Annotated in this window: 17 protein-coding genes; 8 read left to right on the top strand and 9 right to left on the bottom strand. The window is 45.3% G+C overall.

Annotated elements, in window-relative coordinates; genetic code table 11:
- The first annotated feature begins 34 nt into the window (after positions 1-34).
- The 4 genes from nrdJ (at position 35) to QUA16_RS11200 (ending at position 5,635) form a co-directional block, all read left to right on the top strand.
- The gene (gene nrdJ, locus QUA16_RS11215) at positions 35-3,328 is read left to right on the top strand and encodes a ribonucleoside-triphosphate reductase, adenosylcobalamin-dependent (protein WP_333104233.1); all 3,294 of its coding nucleotides are present in this window, start codon (positions 35-37) and stop codon (positions 3,326-3,328) included.
- Between the two features lie 350 nt (positions 3,329-3,678).
- Positions 3,679-3,879 (top strand): helix-turn-helix transcriptional regulator, encoded by a 201-nt coding sequence (locus QUA16_RS11210; protein WP_333104234.1) that lies wholly within the window; start codon positions 3,679-3,681, stop codon positions 3,877-3,879.
- A gap of 165 nt (positions 3,880-4,044) precedes the next feature.
- Positions 4,045-4,551 carry a hypothetical protein gene (locus QUA16_RS11205; protein WP_333104236.1) on the top strand — a complete coding sequence of 169 codons (507 nt, stop codon included), beginning with the start codon at positions 4,045-4,047 and terminating at the stop codon, positions 4,549-4,551.
- The gene (locus tag QUA16_RS11200; protein WP_333104237.1) at positions 4,532-5,635 is read left to right on the top strand and encodes a formylglycine-generating enzyme family protein; all 1,104 of its coding nucleotides are present in this window, start codon (positions 4,532-4,534) and stop codon (positions 5,633-5,635) included. The genes QUA16_RS11205 and QUA16_RS11200 overlap by 20 nt, the downstream gene beginning before the upstream one ends.
- 22 nt (positions 5,636-5,657) lie before the next feature.
- Here QUA16_RS11200 and QUA16_RS11195 read toward each other — a convergent pair whose 3' ends face one another.
- Both QUA16_RS11195 and QUA16_RS11190 read right to left on the bottom strand, forming a co-directional pair.
- A complete protein-coding gene (locus tag QUA16_RS11195; RefSeq protein WP_333104238.1) occupies positions 5,658-5,843 on the bottom strand; it encodes a hypothetical protein in 186 nt (61 codons plus the stop codon).
- Positions 5,836-7,122, bottom strand: a complete 1,287-nt coding sequence (locus QUA16_RS11190; RefSeq protein WP_333104239.1) for a Glu/Leu/Phe/Val dehydrogenase — start codon at positions 7,120-7,122, stop codon at positions 5,836-5,838. Before QUA16_RS11190 ends, QUA16_RS11195 begins: the two co-directional genes overlap by 8 nt.
- Positions 7,123-7,543: 421 nt before the next feature.
- Between QUA16_RS11190 and QUA16_RS11185 the strand changes: the two genes are divergently transcribed.
- Positions 7,544-8,155 (top strand): DUF4126 domain-containing protein, encoded by a 612-nt coding sequence (locus QUA16_RS11185; RefSeq protein WP_333104240.1) that lies wholly within the window; start codon positions 7,544-7,546, stop codon positions 8,153-8,155.
- A gap of 215 nt (positions 8,156-8,370) precedes the next feature.
- Here QUA16_RS11185 and hemH read toward each other — a convergent pair whose 3' ends face one another.
- Entirely contained in the window at positions 8,371-9,534 is a 1,164-nt protein-coding gene (gene hemH, locus QUA16_RS11180; RefSeq protein ID WP_333104241.1) for a ferrochelatase, read from the bottom strand.
- 254 nt (positions 9,535-9,788) lie between these two features.
- Here hemH and QUA16_RS11175 point away from each other — a divergent pair, with 254 nt between their 5' ends.
- A complete protein-coding gene (locus QUA16_RS11175) occupies positions 9,789-10,121 on the top strand; it encodes a methyltransferase domain-containing protein (RefSeq protein WP_333104242.1) in 333 nt (110 codons plus the stop codon).
- A gap of 315 nt (positions 10,122-10,436) precedes the next feature.
- On the opposite strand, the gene QUA16_RS11170 is transcribed toward QUA16_RS11175, so the two are convergent.
- The 3 genes from QUA16_RS11170 to QUA16_RS11160 form a co-directional block, all read right to left on the bottom strand.
- Entirely contained in the window at positions 10,437-11,558 is a 1,122-nt protein-coding gene (locus QUA16_RS11170) for a hypothetical protein (RefSeq protein WP_333104243.1), read from the bottom strand.
- Between the two features lie 693 nt (positions 11,559-12,251).
- A complete protein-coding gene (locus QUA16_RS11165; protein ID WP_333104244.1) occupies positions 12,252-12,950 on the bottom strand; it encodes a GDYXXLXY domain-containing protein in 699 nt (232 codons plus the stop codon).
- Between the two features lie 98 nt (positions 12,951-13,048).
- Positions 13,049-14,449: a DUF2157 domain-containing protein gene (locus QUA16_RS11160; protein WP_333104245.1), complete on the bottom strand. Its 1,401-nt coding sequence runs from the start codon at positions 14,447-14,449 to the stop codon at positions 13,049-13,051.
- A gap of 191 nt (positions 14,450-14,640) precedes the next feature.
- Here QUA16_RS11160 and QUA16_RS11155 point away from each other — a divergent pair, with 191 nt between their 5' ends.
- Entirely contained in the window at positions 14,641-15,255 is a 615-nt protein-coding gene (locus tag QUA16_RS11155; RefSeq protein WP_333104246.1) for a Uma2 family endonuclease, read from the top strand.
- A gap of 339 nt (positions 15,256-15,594) precedes the next feature.
- On the opposite strand, the gene QUA16_RS11150 is transcribed toward QUA16_RS11155, so the two are convergent.
- The 3 genes from QUA16_RS11150 to QUA16_RS11140 form a co-directional block, all read right to left on the bottom strand.
- Positions 15,595-16,392, bottom strand: coding sequence for a tyrosine-type recombinase/integrase (locus tag QUA16_RS11150; RefSeq protein WP_333104247.1), 798 nt, complete (start codon positions 16,390-16,392; stop codon positions 15,595-15,597).
- A gap of 320 nt (positions 16,393-16,712) precedes the next feature.
- Positions 16,713-17,423, bottom strand: coding sequence for a DUF547 domain-containing protein (locus tag QUA16_RS11145; RefSeq protein ID WP_333104248.1), 711 nt, complete (start codon positions 17,421-17,423; stop codon positions 16,713-16,715).
- 87 nt (positions 17,424-17,510) lie between these two features.
- On the bottom strand, positions 17,511-17,798 hold the full coding sequence (locus QUA16_RS11140) for a pentapeptide repeat-containing protein (RefSeq protein ID WP_333181137.1): 288 nt from the start codon (positions 17,796-17,798) through the stop codon (positions 17,511-17,513).
- Positions 17,799-18,068: 270 nt separating this feature from the next.
- Between QUA16_RS11140 and QUA16_RS11135 the strand changes: the two genes are divergently transcribed.
- Positions 18,069-19,547, top strand: a complete 1,479-nt coding sequence (locus QUA16_RS11135; protein ID WP_333104249.1) for a bifunctional orotidine-5'-phosphate decarboxylase/orotate phosphoribosyltransferase — start codon at positions 18,069-18,071, stop codon at positions 19,545-19,547.
- Positions 19,548-19,727: the final 180 nt, after the last annotated feature.

The raw sequence follows: 19,727 nt of genomic DNA, 5'->3' as shown, positions 1-19,727 counted from the left end.
GTTTGATATATTCCGACACGTCAGTACACAACCTATGGTTCGAGAATTAGAGCGATCGAGTGCCAGCGACAAACGCAACCTGTCCGATTTCCCCGAAACAGCACCCGCAGCCAATCCAGTATTTTTCAGGACGTACAGCCGCCGTACCGAGACGGGAAGGGAGACTTGGGCCGAAGTGTGCGATCGAACAGTCAAGGGGCTGCAAAAGCTGGGAAACCTCACTCCCGAAGAAACACAACTGCTGCACCGGATGCAAAACGAGCTCAAAACCCTCGCTTCAGGCCGCTGGCTGTGGGTAGGCGGCAGCAAATGGATCGAGCAACCAGAGAATTTTTCCGGCGCATATAATTGCTCCTCAACAAATATTCTCGACTGGCGTTCCTTTGGTTTGTTAATGGATTTGGCAATGATGGGCTGCGGCACCGGGGCAGTCTTGGAACCCAAATATATCAACCAACTGCCGCCGATTCGCAACCGTTTAACCCTAACCATGCAAGGCGAAATCGGCTCTACACCCGCCCAGTCGCGCCGTCAAGAAACAGAAGTAAAAATAGCAGAAAAAACCGCAACTATTTATGTCGGAGATTCTCGCCAAGGTTGGGTAAACTCCTATCAAACTTTGCTGGAATTATCCACAGATGAAAGATTTGCAGGAGAAGTTCAAGTATTCATCGATTTGAGCGACGTTCGCCCGGTGGGAGAACCTTTAAAAGGTTTTGGCGGAGTAGCAAATCCGGTGAAATTACCAGACCTTTATCAGCGCTGCGCCGCAATTTTGAATAAAGCTTTAGGGCGGCAGTTAAATTCAGTTGAATGCTGCGTGTTGATTGATGAAGCTGCGGTCACGATCGTCGCTGGAAATATTAGAAGATCGGCCGGAATGCGTCAGTTTTCTTTTGATGACGAACTGGGGGCAAATGCTAAAAATAATTTGTGGCAACAAGATGAAAGCGGCAACTGGAGAATAGATCCAGAACGCGATGCCCTTCGGATGGCAAACCATACGCGAGTTTTCCATACCAAACCTACACTAGAAGAATGTATTGATGCTGTCCGCAAACAGTATTATAGCGGCGAAGGTGCGATTCAATGGGCCGGGGAAGCTGTAGCTCGATCTAACGTTGATTTACTTTCAACACCGAGTCTTAAACTTGAGTTTTTGAAAGCTTATGACGAAGGAAAAGCTAAAGAGTGGTTGCAGGAACGCTATCCTAATATGACTGCTGGCGAGTTAGAGCATCGGTTAGCCCGTGTGGGCTTAAACCCGTGTGGTGAAATCATCGGCTCTAATTTTCATTGTGTCAGTGGCGACACTCTGCTAATTACTAGAGACGGACTGCATAAAATAAAGGACGTTGTTGGAACTGAAATCGAAATTTGGAATGGTAAAAGATGGAGCTGCGTCACACCATTTAAGACAGCGAGTGATAATTGTGGCGGGCGACGCAAACTTTATCGTGTAAAGTTTGGTGATGGTACTTATCTGGATGCCACAGAATATCATCGCTTTTTTGTCAAGGATCGCTTTGGTAAAGTTTACAGAGAAGTTCAAACCAAAGACTTGATGGATACAAGTCGGTATAGCATTCATACTGAACCTTTTACAATTCAGTATGAAGATGGCTTGAATATCGATTCAAGTTATGCTTACACTTTGGGGGTGGCTGTAGGAGATGGGACTACAGACAAAAATGACAATGCGAAAGTTCGACTTTACGAACACAAAATGGCATTATCAGTAGCAGGAAATAAGTCTCCTGAAAGAAGCTATGACTATTTACCTGCTTTTACCGATGTAACTAACTTGAGCTTTTCTGGAGAGTTGCTGAAAAGTTTGAAAGTTAACCCAGAAGCACTAAATGTAATTGCGAGCTGGAATCGGCAAGCAATTTTACATTTTATTGCTGGATTAGCCGATACTGACGGCTCGAATACCCACAGTAATGGTATCAGAATTTATATTTCTGACCGCGATCGCGCTTTCAGAGTTCAGTTACTTTTGACCAAATGTGGTATTCGTTCGTCGCTAAATCTTTGCGCTCATCAAGGGTCAATTACTAATTACGGTGTCCGAAGTCGGGATTTGTATTACTTGCAAATTACTGACTGTGGTGAAATTCCTTGTCAGCGGTTAGATGTGAGCAAAGGGACGAATGCTAAACACAAAGGTAAATGGCAAGTGGTCAGAAGTGTCGAAGAATTACCAGGATTGCACGATACTTACTGCTTCAACGAACCAGAGTTTCATAAGGGAGTTTTCGGCAATACCCTAGCTGGAAACTGTAATCTTTCTGAGATCCACCTCAATCAACTTGACCCTTACAATTTCAAAGAACAGGAGGAAGCTTTCAAGGCGGCGGCTCTATCTGTCGCGGTACTTCTCAATCACAAATTTCTGGAACCCCGCTATCAATACAGCCGCGAACTAGACCCGATTGTCGGCGTATCTTTCACGGGATTGTTCGATTTCTTCGTTCATGCTTTTGGCGTTGAGTGGCTGCGCTGGTGGGTGGAAGGCCGCCCGCAAACTCCGCAAGGAATCGCTTTTAAACACCGGGAAGAAGAGTATTTGAGTGGTTGGCGCGAGATTGTCGATCGGGTAGTATGGGATTATTGCGATCGCCATTCCTTAAAACGCCCAAATCGCTGCACAACGGTTCAACCATCGGGTACTAAATCTCTGCTGACAGGTGCTTCCCCCGGCTGGCATCCGCCGAAAGCCCAGCGTTTCATTCGCCGGATCACTTTCGGCAAAAACGACCCCGTAGCCCTCGCTTGCATCGACTACGGATACAACGTAATTCCGTCTCAATCTGACAAGGATGAAAACGGCAATTTGCTGAACAATCCCTTCGATGAACGCTGTACAGAATGGCTGGTAGAAATACCTGTTGCGGTAAGTTGGGCTGACTTGCCCGGTGCTGATGAAATTGACATTAACAAGTTCTCAGCGGCGGCACAAATGGACTTTTATATGCAAGTGCAAAAGTTCTATGTCAGACATAACACTTCGGCCACGATTGAACTGCGCGAAAATGAAGTGGAAAGTTTGGGCACTCGGATTTATGAAGCGATTCGCGATGATGAAGGCTACATTTCCGCAGCGCTTTTAGCTCGGTTTGATGCTCTTGAAACTTTCCCGCGTCTACCGTTTGAACCGATAAGCAAGGAAACTTACACCAAGATGGTGGAAGAGACTTTAGCGCGTCGCCAAATAGATGTTTTTCATGCGGCACTAAGTCGTTATGACTTAGGTGAAATGATGGATTCGGGGCCGGCGGGCTGCGATTCAGATAAGTGTTTGATGCCGGAGACTAAGGCTATGTAATAGCGTTGAAAGAAATCCCCCGTTTGGGGGATTTTTTTATGTTTAATACCCAATCCGGGGCGTGAAAACCCTTTTATCATCTCTCAGGCGTAGGGTGCGTCGCCACCGACAATTCTCGCGAATGGCAAGTATTATCGAGCGACGCACCCTACCATACAATAAAGGGGGTATGTTACCCGGATTTAGTATAATTTCAAGTTAACAAAAATCGTAGGGGCGGGTTCACCAACCATAATTGCCTAAAATCAATAATCTCGTAAACCCGCCCCCACCCAACGATCAAGTCGTTCCGTATCAGGCATAATTAATTTGTCTCCTTAACCATAGGAATTCTGAAATCGGTGCAGTGAATGAGTAGTGTGGGGGAAAAACTCAAACAGCGACGCCAATCGCTTTCTTTGACGCAGCAGCAAGTTGCTGATGAATTGGGCGTGAGTGTAACCACTGTGAAAAATTGGGAAGCAGGCCGACATATTCCAAAACTCTATCTCGAACAGACGAAAGCATTGTGCGACCTCTTGAACCTTTCCTTAGAGGATTTGGTAAATTAAATATTTGTATGGTGCGTCGCTACGAGATTTTCAAGCAGATCCGCAGATTATAGACAGCGACGCACCCTACGGTATCTAAAGAACTTCATCAGATACAATTCTGAATTAAACGGAAATGATATAAAAGCCCGATCGTACAATTAAAACTAGCCTGTTTTTGAGAATATGAAGATTCGCTGCATTGCCACCAAAGGGTCTTATCTACCGGAAAATTACCTAAATCCACCGTTAGACATCACCAAAGAAACTGAATTTAAACTGATAGTAGGTAAAGAGTATATTGTCTATGCTATCTCTGAATGGCAAGGGAATTTACCGTACTATATTTGCGACGAGCGGTATACTTATTATCCCATACACAATCGGGCCCCGTTATTTGAGATAGTGGATGCCAGATATTCTCGGTACTGGCAAGTGCAATTAGCAACTAACGGTTTGTTAGAGATTGCTTTTGAGCATTGGTTCTCTATACCTGATTTTTACGAAAAACTAACTGACTCAGAAACAGAAGCTGTTTTTATTTTTGATAAAATAAAAGAACTCATGGACGCTGAAGCTGCCATTCCTCAACCCCAACCTTTCTCAGTTGATGAGTTGCTGGCGATGCCTCCATTGCAGCCGGATAAACTAGCAAAAGTCCCTGGTTTCAATCATGTCAAACCACCAAAATGAACCTAGAGAATACGATGCCGTCCTCGGCGGTCAAAGTTCAATTCCTGTCAATGCTGCGGTACTCGGAGGCATCCCAGGCGTTAAAAGCCGCTTAGCTTCGCCCGCTGTCGAAGTTAGAATCGCCGCACTCTCTGAAGCGCTGAAATATGGAGAAGCTGGGTTAGATTTGATAAGAATTCAAGCATTGCGGGATAACTCACTGCAGCTAAAATTAGCTGCCTATGCACTGCTGAAAGATAGGGATGACTTAAAGATAAAACCGCAGTTCCAAGACTATCTCCCCACATTTGAATTTGATGTCATCACAGTAGATTCGTATGGGAGAGAAAATAGCCGCACTAAGTCATTTGCTCACTTTTTTCCTGAAGACTTAGGTAACTCAATTGTACTAGAAATGGTTTACATTTCCGGCGGCACATTTATGATGGGTTGCCCCAACGACGAAGAGGGAGTAAATTATCAGCAAAGTCACCAGCATCAAGTCACAGTACCCACTTTTTATGCAGGCAAATACCCCATCACCCAAGCACAGTGGCAAGCAGTGATGGGAAACCACCCATCCCGTTTCCAAGGTGAAAAACGTCCTGTAGAAAATGTATCGTGGGATGATGCCGTAGAATTCTGTGGCAAACTCTCGCTACAAACCGGGAAAAAATATCGCCTATTGAGTGAAGCAGAATGGGAATACGCCTGTCGTGCGGGTACAACAACCCCATTTCATTTTGGGGAAACCATTACCCCGGAATTAGTCAACTATAAGGGATACGGGCGCTACGCAAACGCCCCCACAGGACTTTCCCGTGAACAAACAACCGATGTCGGGAGTTTTCCCCCCAATGCTTTTGGACTGTGCGATATGCACGGCAATGTTTTGGAGTGGTGCAGCGATACGTGGCACGAAGACTGGAACGGTGCACCAACTGACGGAAGTTCCTGGGAAACTGGCAGAAGGGATGTTCGAGTCCTGCGTGGCGGTTCCTGGTTCGATACTGCGCTTACTTGCCGCAGTGCCTATCGTGTCAGGGTTTGTGTGGGCCATCGCTTCCAGCTCATAGGTTTTCGCGTGGCTCTGGTTTTCGCGTAATCTCCGTAGCTAGATGACCTACTTATTTAATAATATCTTTTCTCTTTTGCAGCAGCAAAGTTACGCTTAAATAAACTGCTGCGTGCAATCCTAAAATTCCCCAATTCAAAGCCAAGTTTTGCCAAGTCGGTTCGTAGACTGCACTCTTCTCGAATAACTGCGGTAAGATTGTACGATCGCACAATCTTACCGCACTTTTCTCAACCATTCACATAATAATCCCGCGTTCCCTTAGCATTCATCGCTTCTCCGAGTCGATTTAACCCGTACACGTAAGCCGCAGTTCTCATGGAAACTGACAATTCCTGAGATTTTTTCCAAATTGCCTCAGTTTCTTCGACCATTTTATGCTTCAACCGCTGATTGACTTCCTCCAGCGTCCAATAAAGCCCGCTGCGGTTTTGCACCCACTCGAAATAACTAACCGTTACGCCTCCGGCATTGACTAAAATATCAGGAATTACGTGAATTCCCCGCTTTTCTAAAATCAAATCAGCAGCAGAATCAATCGGCCCGTTAGCTACTTCAAAAATAAACTTAGCCTTAACATCATTAACATTCGCTTCAGTGATTTGATTCTCCAAAGCTGCTGGAACCAGCACGTCTACATCTAATGCTAAAAGTTGCTCATTTGTCAATATTTCGTGTTCGATAATATTGCAAACCGAACCTTCACAGTAAAGAGCTTTGATACCTTTGTTAGAGTTTTTAAAGCCTCGAATACTGGGGATATCCAGCCCTTGTTTAGCATAAATTCCCCCTTGGGAATCGCTGACAGCAACAACTTTGTAACCTGCTTTCCAGAGCAGTTCAGCTATTTCAGCACCTGCATTACCAAAACCTTGTACTGCTACAGTTGTATCTCGAGGATTTAGCTCAAATTTGGGTAGAAGAGTTTGTACTACAAAAAAAGCACCCATTGCTGTTGCGGTATCTCTGCCCAAACTGCCACCAATTGTCACTGGTTTACCAGTCACCACCGCTGGAGAAAGCTGCCGCTTAATAATATTGTACTGATCCATCATCCAACCCATAATCATGGGATTGGTGTAGACATCCGGCGCCGGAATATCGACATCGGGGCCGATGAAATCTGCGATCGCATCGACATAGCCCCGGCTCAACCGTTCCAATTCCAGTTTGGACAATTCCTTGGGATTGAGAGTAATTCCGCCCTTGGCTCCTCCAAAGGGCAAGTTCAAAACTGCACATTTAAACGTCATCCAAAATGCTAAGGATTGCACTTCATCAAGGGATACTCCCGGATGATAGCGCACTCCTCCTTTAGACGGGCCTCTGGTATTGTCGTAGCGCACCCGATAACCTTGGAAAATTCGCAGGGAACCGTCGTCCATCCGCACGGGTATCGATACAATTAAACTGGATTTGGGGTGTTTCAGCCGTTCGATCGTATCCTCGGAAAGGGACACATATTTTAAGGCTCGTTCTAATCGGCGGCTGGCATCGGCAAATAATGATTCAGACATAATAAGACTAAGGAAGAGGTTCGAGGGAATAAGGAAAGCACGACACGGATTTTGACACGGATACACAGATTAATTATTTAGTACCCGTCAGATTTTGAAGTCAGAGGGAAGAAGGAAGAATAGCTGACATCTTAATTTTAAGTATCTCGGCTGAGCTACTGGTTTTCCTATACATTTTAATTTAATCACAATCCTGGTTGAATGCTGCCTCCTTTCTTCTGGCAACAGTCAACTACCTTGTGTCGATCGACAATATCGCAGTGCCAAGCAGCGATTAAGCAGATACACTTACAATAGAGGGTGATATTTAAGCTCAAGCTGCAATTTGAGTTCGATCGCTCAAATCACTGGCAGCCATCAGGGGAATTAAATTCTGAAATAGATCGAGGCTTTAGCTGACGTTAGAAACTGAATTATTATTATGGTTGGACTCCTAGCCGCACTCTCTGCGTCTGCGGCAGGGGGTATGAGAATTGCCCTGCCCCTGCTGTTAATTGGTTTGTTGCGGATTGACAAACTTTGGTCGGAAATACCTCTATTGTCGGGGGTTCCCCCCCAAGTGGCTATCACCATCTTGGTGAGTTGGTCGCTGTTAGAGTTATTTGCTTCTAAAACCTTTGTAGGACAGCGGGTACTGCAAATTGTGCAAATTATTTTCAGCCCCATTGTAGGAGCAATTATGGGAATTGCGATCGCTCAGGTAAGTTCGATCGAGGAAATTATTGCTCACCCTTGGATGCTGTGGATAATTGGTATTGTCGGAGGTTTGTTGGCTTTAGTGCTGCAACTGGTACAAGCAGGATGGTTTTATCGGCTGCAGGGTTTGCCGATTTGGGTGATTTTCCTCCAAGATGTTCTGTGCATTTCCTTGGTTTTGTTTGCCTTTGACGCCCCGCGGCAGGGAGGGTTAGTTGCGATGATGCTGTTGTGGCTGGCAATTCGCAGTTCTAAAGAGTGGTATCGATGGTACCGAAGTCAGGGAATACCGGGCGACAGGGGAAATCCCCGCCGCCGCAAGCGCGATCCTGATTAGTTAGTGATTAGTTATTGCTGATTAGTTATTGGTGATTAGTCATATCGTTTACGGTTGTTTCGGAATGATTTAACCGCAGAGGGCGCAGAGGGCGCAGAGGAAGAGAAGAGAGAGATGAATAATTCCGATACCAACGGATTTTATATCATTAGTCCTTTTTAACAACAGTGAACAGTCAACAGTCAACTGTCAACTGTCAACTGTCAACTGTCAATTTAAAGCAATCCGATCGAGTGTAGCGGGCCCTGACCCGTAATTAACTCTAGCAATAGTGCCACAAAACCAATCATCGCCACACGACCGTTCCAGACTTCCGCCCCCGTGGTCAAGCCCCACTCCCACTGCTCTTGAGGGTACATTTTCACTTTTTTGGAAGGGCGTATAACATCGGAGAATTTAACGCTGGGAGATTCGATCGACTCGATGACTAAATCAGCCAAGGCTTCAATAAACACCGGATGAGTATTCAGTGCGGGCACTCGGTAGAAATTTTTAATCCCCGATTCTTCTGCTAATTCTCGATACTCCATGTCAATTTCTTGAAGAGTCTCGATGTGTTCGGAAACGAAACTAATCGGAACTACCAACAAATCTTGGACTCCATTTTCTGCCAATTCGGTAATGGCGTCTTCGGTGTAAGGCTTGAGCCATTCCACCGGGCCAACCCGACTTTGATAAGCTAGAGTGTGTTCGTTCGATCGATCCAAATGTTCCATAATCAGACGAGTGCAATCTTCAATCTCGCGCTGATAGGGGTCTCCAGCCTCTTCTACGTAGCTGAGGGGGACGCCGTGGGCGCTGAAAAAGATGTGAACTCGATCGGGATTCGGATTGTGGTCTAGTTGTTGGGCTATCAATTCCGACATTGCCTGAATGTAACCAGGCCGCTGATACCAAGAAGGAATAGCGGTATATTCTATATCCTTGAGGGCAGGATCTTTGCCCCACATTTCTTCTAGCTGCCGGAAGCTAGAACCGCTGGTGCTGATGGAAAATTGAGGATACAGCGGCAAGATTGTCAAATGTTCGATGCGATCGCGCTTAATTTTGGCGAGTGCCTCTTCGGTAAAAGGATGCCAGTAGCGCATCCCCACGTATACTCGAGCATCTTGTCCCTTTTCTTGCAAGAGTTCTTGCAGGGCTAGGGCTTGTTCCTCGGTAATTCGCCGCAAAGGAGAGCCGCCCCCGATTTGGCGGTAGTTTTCCTGGGATTTTTGAAAGCGCAGGGTCGAAATCAACCAGGCGAGCGGTTTTTGCATCCACGGAAACGGAATGCGAATGATTTCCGGGTCAGCAAACAAGTTGAACAGGAAAGGACGGACATCCTCGATTTGATCTGGCCCGCCCAAGTTTAATAGCAATACTCCCACACGACCCATAGCGGTTACAGCTCTCCCATCGTCTCAGTTCTGTTACTTATCTTTATCATATAATTTAATAATATCTTAAGTCGATAGCAAGGTATACATAATTTTGACTATAGCAACAATTTTTAGAGATTTAAGTTATCGGTATCAGTGTCTCTAGGATTGCGATCGCGCGTCTGGCTGCTTTTAGCGTAGGCGGCAATCCTCGTTTGGGTGACTACAGTCAACGAAAAATGTACCATCAGCCAATAATTATTTAGAAGCTTTTGCCGACTGTCAGTTTGACAGGAGTACGCAGCAGCGTTGCGATGCACGAAATGCAACGGGCGCAATTGCGACAAATCTTTCAGGAAGTATACCGCGTGCTTAAGCCCGGTGGTCTATTCATTTTGGTAGATATTCATCGGCATACAAATCCGGTATTTTGGCCAGGGTTGGCTGTATTTTTGTGGTTGTTTGAGACTGAAACTGACTTGGGGAGTTTGTTGATAGAGGGGGGATGGCGATCGTACAATTCCGAAGTAACTCCACAACCCAAACTTTATGCTGGCTGCTGCATTCAAGTAATCCAAGTTCAAAAGTCCTATCAAATCTGGTAGCATCGTCGGGCATCAAATCCAGTCAACCGTCAACAATCACCGAGGGCGCAACCGGAATCGATCTAATTTATCTGCGTTAATCTGTGTTTATCTGCCTGTATCTGCGGTTAAAAAAAGAAAAATTAACCGCAGATGACAATGGATTGACGCAGATTCACGCAGATAAAGAGAATAGATATCTGAATAATTCCGCTGCTAACAGATTTGATATCATTGGTTTCCCTATCAATCAAAAAATGTGCAATAAGTCTACTACTGACTACTGACTACTGACTAATGACTACTGACTACTGACTACTGACTACTGACTACTGACTAAACAAACTTTTTCGCTTCTGCCAAAGCTGCCTCAAACTTGAGCAATACATCCTTTTCGGTGTGAATAGCTTTCTCTTGTTCCAGCAGCGGGCGGCCAAAGCGAAAAATGCCGTCCTGTTCTACGTGGTCTACATAAGGCAGCGTTTCTGGATGTGGCAAAAATTTTCTGCCTATCGTGTACGGCGTGTGGAAAGAAAAGCTAAAATCGGGAAACTTGTCGCTTTTTATTTCGAGATAGTAAAGCGAGTAATAATCTTTGGTTTCGCAGTACACACACTCGCGGCACTTATTTACAAGTTTGCGGTTCTGATAGAAAAAATCCCACTTATCCCAAAAGTAGGCATCTTTCATCATTTCCTCGTGGTCGTCGCACAGTTCGAGATATAATTTGTCAGAATCCGCCGGACGGTAGAAGTAAAGCATGGCGTAGGGCATTTCAATTAGTAACTTGACTGCTTGATTTTTTCGCTGATACCATTCCTGCTGGTGAGTTTCGTAGACTTCCTTATATTTAATTGCTTTAAAGCTGTTGAGCTGATTTTCTTTGGCCCAGCGCGACGCCCAAACAGTCCAGTAAGCTAGCTGGAAGGTTGCTGAAATTTCCGCCGAACCTTGTTCTTTCCAGTCGGCAATGATTTTTTCCCATTCGGAACTAAAAGCTAGTCGTGATTGTTCGTTTTCTTCAGGCTTTTCTGTATTGATTGGGGTGGGTATTTCGCGATTATTTTTAATCAGCCCTTTGGGTTCTTTGCGCCAATTATTAATATCGGTTGGCGTTAGACTTAAGATGAATCTTCTGTCGTGAACGGGATATTCTAAATGGATTCCTGATTTGCGGAAAGAGCGGTATTCTAAAATAGGGAGTTTGTCTTGTTCAATCCACTGCTGGCGTTCTGCTGGCGAACACTTGAGTATTGTTTCTAATTCAACGGGATCGACAGCTAATTCACTTTTGAATGTCTCCCAAAATCTTTCTTGTTCGGCTGGATTTTCTTCCAGCAGGGATACAATTCGGTTGACGAGATGATCTGTTTGGTCTTGGCAATTTTCGGGAAGTCCTAAGAAGTCGAGGAGTTTGGTCTTGAGTATTCGTCTGGCAGAGATTAGCTCGGCTAACATGAGAAGCTCCAGTAGAGTCATGACTTGCGCCCTTGAACTGGCAAGATTTTTGCAAGTCTTATCGGAAAGTTGGGTTTAAAACCCCGTTCTTCTAGAACGGCTTTAATTTCTTAAATCTATTCTAAAAAATCAGGGAATTGCTGGTTTTTTTGTAGTATACTGCAAAAGTCAAGGTTAAACTCCTTTGCCCTCGTGAAACAGTTAAGACACACTTTTAGGCACAAACTGGGGACACAGAGCGGCGAAAACTCTTAAAACAGCTAGGGGATTAATACATCCTCGTTACCAGAAAACAAAGAACTTTTTCATTTGTTAGGTAGGGTAGGGCATATCCGAACTCTAGGCTCAGTATCCTAGTACGCTTTTGGAGACAGACCCTCTGGAGTGTTGTGAGTTAAGCTCGTCAATTGGTAGTATTTCCTACGGTTGAAAAGTTTAAGAATTGCCGCGAGGACATGGCGCTTAAAGGTTAGTCGATGAATTAAGAATCCCCACGCCTTTAGGCTGGGGAGTGTCAAATATCTTAATAGATTCTCCTGGGTTGTCGGCAATTGAAAGGTCTGCGCGAGGGAAGCTATCCCGATCGCGCCTGCTGGCCCGTTGCGGTAGGGTATCGCCCAACCTCCGCCCCCTCCCTAAGCTAAAATACTCAAAACCAGGGCAAAAGGCCGATCGACCTTTTGCCCTGATTGGCTAAAATCGATAATTACGATCGCGCACCCACAAACTCACAGGCACAGCATGGCCTGTTTTGTCAACCTTTACTTCTACCAAAAAAGATTGTCGCTGCTTCCTTTGAGCTTCGCTAATCTCCTGATTGACTTTTTCCCTTTCATCCTCTGGCATATAATAAGTTTCTAAGCCGTATTCCATCTGCCAACCGTTATATTTGCCCTTAATTGCGATTTGATTCGCGGGCAAATTGGTGGGATTTTCCAGACTGACGCGGACGGGTTTCCAAGCTTGGGGGCGGCCGGGATTAGTCGCGGCTTTTGGCGCTTCTAAGATTACATAAAAACTGGTTTTTGCCTTGACACTGTGCGTATTTTGTGGACAAGCAACTCCGGGCGGGCAATATATTTCTTCGCCCGGTAAATCTTTCCAGCCGGGGAGTTTTTGGAGATTTGTGCGATCGGAAATATCATAGCTCAAAACTTGGTAATATCCGCGCAAAAAGTCGTAAGGGTCTACTGGTGCTGTTTGCAGGACAACTGTTTTGCCAGTAATAAAAGTGTAAACTGCGGTGGCGGGTACGGCGGCAATTAGTCCGATTTGCAAGAGTAAAGGAACCCACAGCCGCCACGCGGGAAGGCGTTTTGCTTCCGGGGGAAGCTGAAACAGATTTGTTGTATCTGGATTGTTAACTAATAAGTCAATGTTGTTTGTGTTCATGTTATGTATGGGTTATATTGTTTACGGTGGTTTCGGAATGATTAAACCACAGAGAACGCAGAGGGCGCTGAGTGAGAGAAGAGAGAGATGAATAATTTCTATTCATCGGGGATTTTTGCGAAGTGGCGCTCGAACCACAAACCCGCAGCAATTACGCCTATTCCGCACAAAACAAATACAAAAGATTTGAGTAACAATCCTGTGTTATATTCAAATACTCTGCTGATAATTTGCAGGGTGATTAATACCATGCCTCCCCAAAAAGTCCGGCGGTTTCCTAATGCTAAACCTTCTCGGATTAAGCCGACAGCGAGCAAAAATGATAAAACATTGAACAGAAAAGTTGCTAATTGAGGAAGGGGAGTAAAATTGAGGTGAATAAGCGGTATTAAGGCGCTGGCGAGAATTAAAATGCCGATCGCACCTGTGGTCAAATCCCCTCCTTTTTGTTTCGGCCGCCGCAGTTCCAAACGTCCTAAACGCAGCCATTCAAACACCGTGAAACCGCCCAAAACAGCCACATTTGCCAGCAAAACCCAATCCGGCTTAGTTGGCGCAGGATTCGGCAAATCTTGCCACAATCCGTAGAAAGAAAGAACATAAAACACACCGGCGAGAAACAGCAGTGTTAAACTGCGGGCGGTAGGTTGAAACAGCCTGCTGTGTACCTTCGGCCAGATTGCATCGTCGTATCCCCACAGCAAAGCGGGCGGTAAAGCACAAAAAATTGCTGTACCCCAGGTTTGATTTAACCCTTGGACTATGGAAACTTGTAGGGAAAAAATTATCGCGATCGCACCTATGGCAAAAATAGCACGCGATCGACACCAATAAGCCAGCGGCACAAACATTATACTGGCTGCGATCGGCATTTGCCGCACCAAAACTTCCAGCCAAGAAAACTCGACTTTAGAAGACCAATCTAACACCGCCAGCCAATAACCCAAACCGATTAAAAGTGCGGACAAAACGCCCAAGGAAGTCAACCGCAAACTGTAAGCCATTCCGAGCACGCCGATTCCCCAAGCAAGGAAAAGTCCGTAGGAAGAACCGCCAATGTGGAACATTTGCGCCATCAATGCCATATTTGCTCCTAAAATCAGAGCACCTAACAGCAACAATCCTTCACCTAGGAGTTTGTTTCGCGCTTTTGTTGCGGGCAGATTGGGAGGGGAGTTGTTGCTTCGGGATGGGGGAATTCGCCACAGATAGAAACCTGCTGCATTCACTGCTACGAAAAGACTTAGCAGCAGTGTAACTCTCACTTCGCGCGACCAAACTTGCCAGTTGGCGGCTACAAAGGTGATGACTCCTATACCGAGGAGAATGCCGCCGAGACTCATCAGAATGCTGAGGAATCGGTTGCGGGAGGCGGTTTCTAGTGTGTTGAATTGGTAGCGTTCGGAAAGTTGTTGGTAGAATGAAGTATCGATGAGTCCTTCTGCTTGCCAGAGTTTGGCTTGTTCGCGCAACTCCCGTCGAAATTTATCTGAAATCATTTTTAATATTCCAGAGGATTTGAACTGTGATAGTTTTTAATATGTCACTTGTGGGTTGATTGTCGATGGAGGCTGGGACACCTGCTGAACTAGCACAGCAGTTTTGATTGATATCCTTCGGCGGTTGAAACCGTTTCTATATAAACAAACTCCCAGCAGAAAGAAACGAATAAATCAAGGAATGTAATATTATGGTACAAGCTCAATCTAAAAAATTAACTTGTGACGAGTACCTTAATTACTCACATGATACGGGTCAACGCTATGAGTTAATTGATGGGGAGTTAATAGCTTTGCCACCAGAATCTGAACCTAATAATTTCATTGCTAACTATCTATTTTTCTATCTTGCTAGCAGCGGGCTAGTGCCACTCAGGCTGATCAAAACGCATAATTGCGAGGTTCAAGTTGCCGTTTTGCGATCGGGAGATGCGGCCAACCGCTACCCCGATTTGATAATTCTGGAACCTGAACATATTCCGCTGACAGCAATCAGGCTAACTATCACTTTCGATATGCTGCCTCCTCGGTTTGTTGTGGAGGTAGTCAGTCCGGGTAGAGTGGGCAGGGATCGGGATTACGATCCTCTTCGAGGGCTTCGCCAACGCAAACGAGCTCAGTACGCAGCGCGGGGCATCGCAGAGTATTGGGTTATCGATCCAATTGAACAAGTAGTGACGGTTTTGCGGCTTGAGGAGGGGCAATATGTTGAGGTTGGGGTATTTCGGGATGGAGAGGCGATCGTATCTCCGATGTTTCCACAGCTAAGTTTGACGGTTCAACAGATTTTGAGTGGAGAGGTTTAAGGGCGGATCAATAGCTAATTGGTTAGCATTCATCTAACCACCTACCGATTAGTGAAAATCTCCACTCTCAACCTGATTGAGGCCATGTTTCAATCCCTGATAGGGATTTAGGTTGATTGCAACTTGAATCCGTTCAAGGCTCTATGAGAGAATTTGGGGTATTTCCCCGCCTAGAGCCTGTAACTATTGAAACCACATCAGGAAACCTATATTTTCTGATTTAGAGCCTCAAATACCTATAAATAAAGCGAGTCAGACCCTACCTCTAAATACCGCTGCAATTGTTTAAGGTTGCGGTGGCTGCTGATTTCTTGGATTACCCGAAAGGGGATACCCACATTACTCATCAATATTAGGTATTAGGCTTGTCCGCCTCAAGCTGTGGATGCTAGCACCGATGATATTTGCCTGTTGTAAGGCATTAGAAAAAATTTCTGATGCCGATTCCAGGTTGATGCTTTTAGAGCCTTCAAGAGCAGGAAACAGGTAAATATCATCGGTTGGTTGATAGGCAGCCAGTATCAGCCTTAGCTCTTCAATTACTGGGATGGTGCGGGTTACAAATTTTTTGTTGGTGGGGATAATAACCTCTGGCAGAACGGAACCATCAAGAGCGTAATAGTCTCTCACCCGCAAGGTACAAGCTTCCTTAATTCGTGTCGGCGTGTAGAGACAAATGCCGAATAGGGCGCGATCGCGCGGTGTCTGCAAGCCTTCGGAAAATAGTAACTTGATTTCCTCTTGGCTCAATGCTCTAGGGTCATCTATCCTTTTAACAAGTGCTAGTAAACCTAATATCAAATCTAAGCTTGACTTAGAGTAGTTTTCTAGCAATTTACCAGTGCTATCGAATACATTGGACAACTGCCCGTAAAGAAATTTCGGGAGAAGTGTATTGGGATACAGAGAGACAACTTCTCTGAGTCCGTATGACGGAACAAACTGTTTTGTATTGAGTCCAGCAACTACATCGTTGTAATAACAGATGAAAGCATAGGAAACTGTTATTAGTTCATCCAATCCTCTTTTTTCAATGGATTTTATGATATTCTGAACTCTTTCCACATCATGTCGGTTTAATAAACCAGCGTCGTAAGCAGTAGATACAGAAACCAAGAGAGAGTCTAGACCTGTCATCCTTTATCCTCCAATATGGGAAGTAGTCGTGAACCACTATAGTAGGCTGACAAAGCCGACAGTAGTATTGATTTAAGGTAGTCAAAAAAGAAAATAATTACAACTTTACCTTTTATCGCGACGCCGATGCGTTTTTCTCGCAGTCAATGACACTCTCCAAGAACTTCTTGACTAGGATGAGTTGGATTGTGACAGTTGCTCCGGGGGTAACGGCACAGCAGGCAATTCATCCTGTACGTTGGGGAATGGCAATTTGAATGGGTAACGACAGACTAAAAAAATTACCGCCTCAAAAAAACACCTACCCACAGGCGCAAATTTTATCCATCAAGCCGATTCAAATTCCAGTCGTAAGGCAAAAAAACGATCGCCCATCCATCACTCACAGCCGCCTCCGGCCCCAAATAACCGCCCACATAGTCAGCCACCGAACCCGCCGCCTTTACAAAATCCTCGCCGTACCACTTAAAAATCTTGCTCAAATAAAGCGTCTTTTTCTCGGCATCATATCGCACCTTATCAGGATTGTGAATAAAACGGCTGGCATCCGCTTCTAGTTGAGTCCGTACCGACTCCGGGAAATAAGCCTCGCGGCGCAGCAGCGGGCACCCGACAGAAGCGCAAACTAATGCAAAATGGATGCGCGGTTCCGCAAATTCCGGCCGCAAAATTGCGTGTTCGATTTGATTGAGACTGTACTTTTTGCCGCCAATAATCGTATTTGAACGAGTGAAAAAATCCAAAAAACTCAGCCAGTTGGGAATTCCCAAAATTTTGGGACGGATGGACGCGATCGGATATACTTCCAGAACTTGAGAAATTGCGATCGCATTATACGCATTCAGCCACAACGCCAGCCGCGCATCCGCATCAGTACCATCCGCCAAATCGACATCGGCCAAACTTTCCAGCCACCCCCTCAAAACCTCCGCCCCCTCAGCTTTCCAGCGCCCATAATTGACGCGACCGAAATCGTCAACGTAGCGTTGCAGCAACTCGTCCCAAATCGTAAAGTCGATCGTACCGATCATTTATTACTATCCATCATATAAGGCGGACATGACTTTAGCTTCTGCTTCTATTTAATACTACCGTCAATCGATTTTAGATTTTAGATTTTAGATTTTAGATTTTAGATTGACTCCACGGATAAATGCGGGGGCTTGAGGATTTTCGATTTTCGATTGATTCCACGGATAAATGCGGGGGCTTGTACCATCAAGAAATTCTTGGTCAACCAAAATAATACCTCCAACGGTAGCATTTTTTAGATTAGCCCCGTCAAACGGACTCTGGATTAAATTAGCTTGAGTAAAATTAGCGCCTTGTAAATTAGCTTGCCGCCAAGCAGCCCCGCTCAAATTTGCCCCTTGCAAATTGGCATTTGCTAAACTCGCGTACCGCAGGCCAATGCCGATAAAATCGCCGCCCGGAGACTGGTTAGTTTACCACAACTAATTGATTTGCTGGGGGTTAGGTGAAATCACTGGTGTAGCCAACCCGAAAATCATTCCCCATGAAACTGCTCCCAAAGTTACAGATTTCCTGCTCTTTACATTCTACAATCTTAAAAGATTCTTACTTTCAATTTCAACGGGGATCGGTTTCTTCCGGCACAACACCAATCCCACTTTGATCTGCAATTTTTTTAATTCCCCTTACCTCCATAACACACTATGAGCGATCGCACCGACTTTTTCGATAAACTGTTAGCGGCTGTTGAAAGCAATCAAAGTTTGCTGTATTTAGCCCTCGATCCCGACCCAGAAACCTTGCCCCCGCAGGTTTCCATGACTGGGGAAGAAACTCAAAGTTTTGTAACTGATTTGTTTGCTAAGCTAAAAAGTGCGATCGACCAAACAGCCGATTTAATCTGTGCCTGCAAAATCACCCTCGGTTTTTACCAATCTCTCGGTATTCCCGGTTGGGCATTGCTGCAAGAAATTTTAACAATTATTCCCCCTCACCTGCCAGTAATTTTAGATGCCAAACACTGCGATTTAAATACCAGCACAGTGTTTGCCAAAATTGTATTTCAAGACTGGCGAGTTGACGCTATTACTTTAAGTCCCTATGCCGGATTCGACCAAGTAGCGCCTTTTTTGTTATACGCTGGAAAAACAGTTTTTGTGCTCTGTGCCACCGCCAACCCGTCAGGGGCTGCTTTGCAAGAATATCCGACGCCAACAAACCCTTTTTACTTGCAATTAGTCCGACTCTCTCAAACTTGGGGAACTCCCGAAAAACTAGGTTTAGAGGTAGGAGTAATGCCGGATATGTTAGCTCGCATCCGCAAAGAAGCTCCAGAACGCCTAATTTTAGTCGAAGGAGACATCGCCGAAGAAAATGACCTCACAGAAGAAAACGACCTCGCACAACTGCTGGCGGCCGGTTTAAGCACAAATGGTGACGGTTTGCTGCTGCCAGTCCCCCCAAGTTTATTAGCGGGGAAAGAGCCGCACCGAGAAATTGAGAAACTGCGGGATAGTATTAATAAACAGAGGGTGCGGGCGATCGAAGGTAGTCCCACTTGCGAATTGTGGCTGCCCGATGTTTGCTTTTTGCAACCGGAACCTCACCGCGATTTAATCTTGCAACTTTATGACATCGGCTGCGTAGTTTTTGGCGACCACGTACAAGCATCGGGTGCCGTATTTCCATATTACATCGACTTGCGGAAAATTATCTCAATTCCGCAGATTTTCCATCAAATTGTCAGCGCTTATGCAGACATTCTTAAAAACTTAAAATTCGATCGCATTGCCGGAATTCCCTACGGTTCTTTACCCACAGCAACCGGTTTAGCGTTGCGGATGGAACGCCCGATGATTTTCCCGCGCAAAGAGGTGAAAACTTACGGTGCAGGCAAATTAATTGAGGGGCATTTTCATGCAGGAGAAACGATTGTCGTAGTCGATGATATTTTGATTAGTGGCAAAAGCGTGATGGAAGGCGCGGCTAAGTTAAAATCGGCTGGCTTGAATGTGGAAGATATTGTGGTATTAATCGACCACGAACAAGGAGTCAAAGATAAGATGCAGGCCAACGGTTATCGCGCACATTCCGTGTTAGCGCTTTCGGAAATTGCTCAAACTTTGTATCAAGCAAATCGCATCGATACCGAGCAATTTCAGCTTTTGACAGCCGAACATTAAACCCCAATTCCTGTAGGGGCGGGTTTTACCAACCATAATTGCCAAAAACTAATAATATGATAAACCCGCCCCTACCCAACTTTCAACCTCAATCTACTGCGGAACATTAAACCCCAATTCCTGTAGGGGCGGGTTTTACCAACCATAATCGCCAAAAATTAATAATCTTATAAACCCGCC

The sequence above is a fragment of the Microcoleus sp. S13_C3 genome, assembly GCF_036700905.1.
GTDB lineage: Bacteria > Cyanobacteriota > Cyanobacteriia > Cyanobacteriales > Microcoleaceae > Microcoleus.
Note: the sequence above shows the minus strand (reverse complement) of the source record. Positions and strands in the feature narration are given on the sequence as shown.

What these genes read in the sequence shown, in the direction of transcription:
- QUA16_RS11210 (WP_333104234.1), top strand. Translation starts at nt 3,679, where the DNA reads ATGAGTAGTGTGGGGGAAAAACTCAAACAGCGACGCCAATCGCTTTCT.
- QUA16_RS11150 (WP_333104247.1), bottom strand. Translation starts at nt 16,392, where the DNA reads ATGACAGGTCTAGACTCTCTCTTGGTTTCTGTATCTACTGCTTACGAC.
- QUA16_RS11155 (WP_333104246.1), top strand. Translation starts at nt 14,641, where the DNA reads ATGGTACAAGCTCAATCTAAAAAATTAACTTGTGACGAGTACCTTAAT.
- QUA16_RS11170 (WP_333104243.1), bottom strand. Translation starts at nt 11,558, where the DNA reads ATGTTAGCCGAGCTAATCTCTGCCAGACGAATACTCAAGACCAAACTC.
- hemH (WP_333104241.1), bottom strand. Translation starts at nt 9,534, where the DNA reads ATGGGTCGTGTGGGAGTATTGCTATTAAACTTGGGCGGGCCAGATCAA.
- QUA16_RS11190 (WP_333104239.1), bottom strand. Translation starts at nt 7,122, where the DNA reads ATGTCTGAATCATTATTTGCCGATGCCAGCCGCCGATTAGAACGAGCC.
- QUA16_RS11160 (WP_333104245.1), bottom strand. Translation starts at nt 14,449, where the DNA reads ATGATTTCAGATAAATTTCGACGGGAGTTGCGCGAACAAGCCAAACTC.
- QUA16_RS11200 (WP_333104237.1), top strand. Translation starts at nt 4,532, where the DNA reads ATGTCAAACCACCAAAATGAACCTAGAGAATACGATGCCGTCCTCGGC.
- QUA16_RS11145 (WP_333104248.1), bottom strand. Translation starts at nt 17,423, where the DNA reads ATGATCGGTACGATCGACTTTACGATTTGGGACGAGTTGCTGCAACGC.
- QUA16_RS11195 (WP_333104238.1), bottom strand. Translation starts at nt 5,843, where the DNA reads ATGGTTGAGAAAAGTGCGGTAAGATTGTGCGATCGTACAATCTTACCG.
- nrdJ (WP_333104233.1), top strand. Translation starts at nt 35, where the DNA reads ATGGTTCGAGAATTAGAGCGATCGAGTGCCAGCGACAAACGCAACCTG.
- QUA16_RS11135 (WP_333104249.1), top strand. Translation starts at nt 18,069, where the DNA reads ATGAGCGATCGCACCGACTTTTTCGATAAACTGTTAGCGGCTGTTGAA.
- QUA16_RS11165 (WP_333104244.1), bottom strand. Translation starts at nt 12,950, where the DNA reads ATGAACACAAACAACATTGACTTATTAGTTAACAATCCAGATACAACA.
- QUA16_RS11185 (WP_333104240.1), top strand. Translation starts at nt 7,544, where the DNA reads ATGGTTGGACTCCTAGCCGCACTCTCTGCGTCTGCGGCAGGGGGTATG.
- QUA16_RS11205 (WP_333104236.1), top strand. Translation starts at nt 4,045, where the DNA reads ATGAAGATTCGCTGCATTGCCACCAAAGGGTCTTATCTACCGGAAAAT.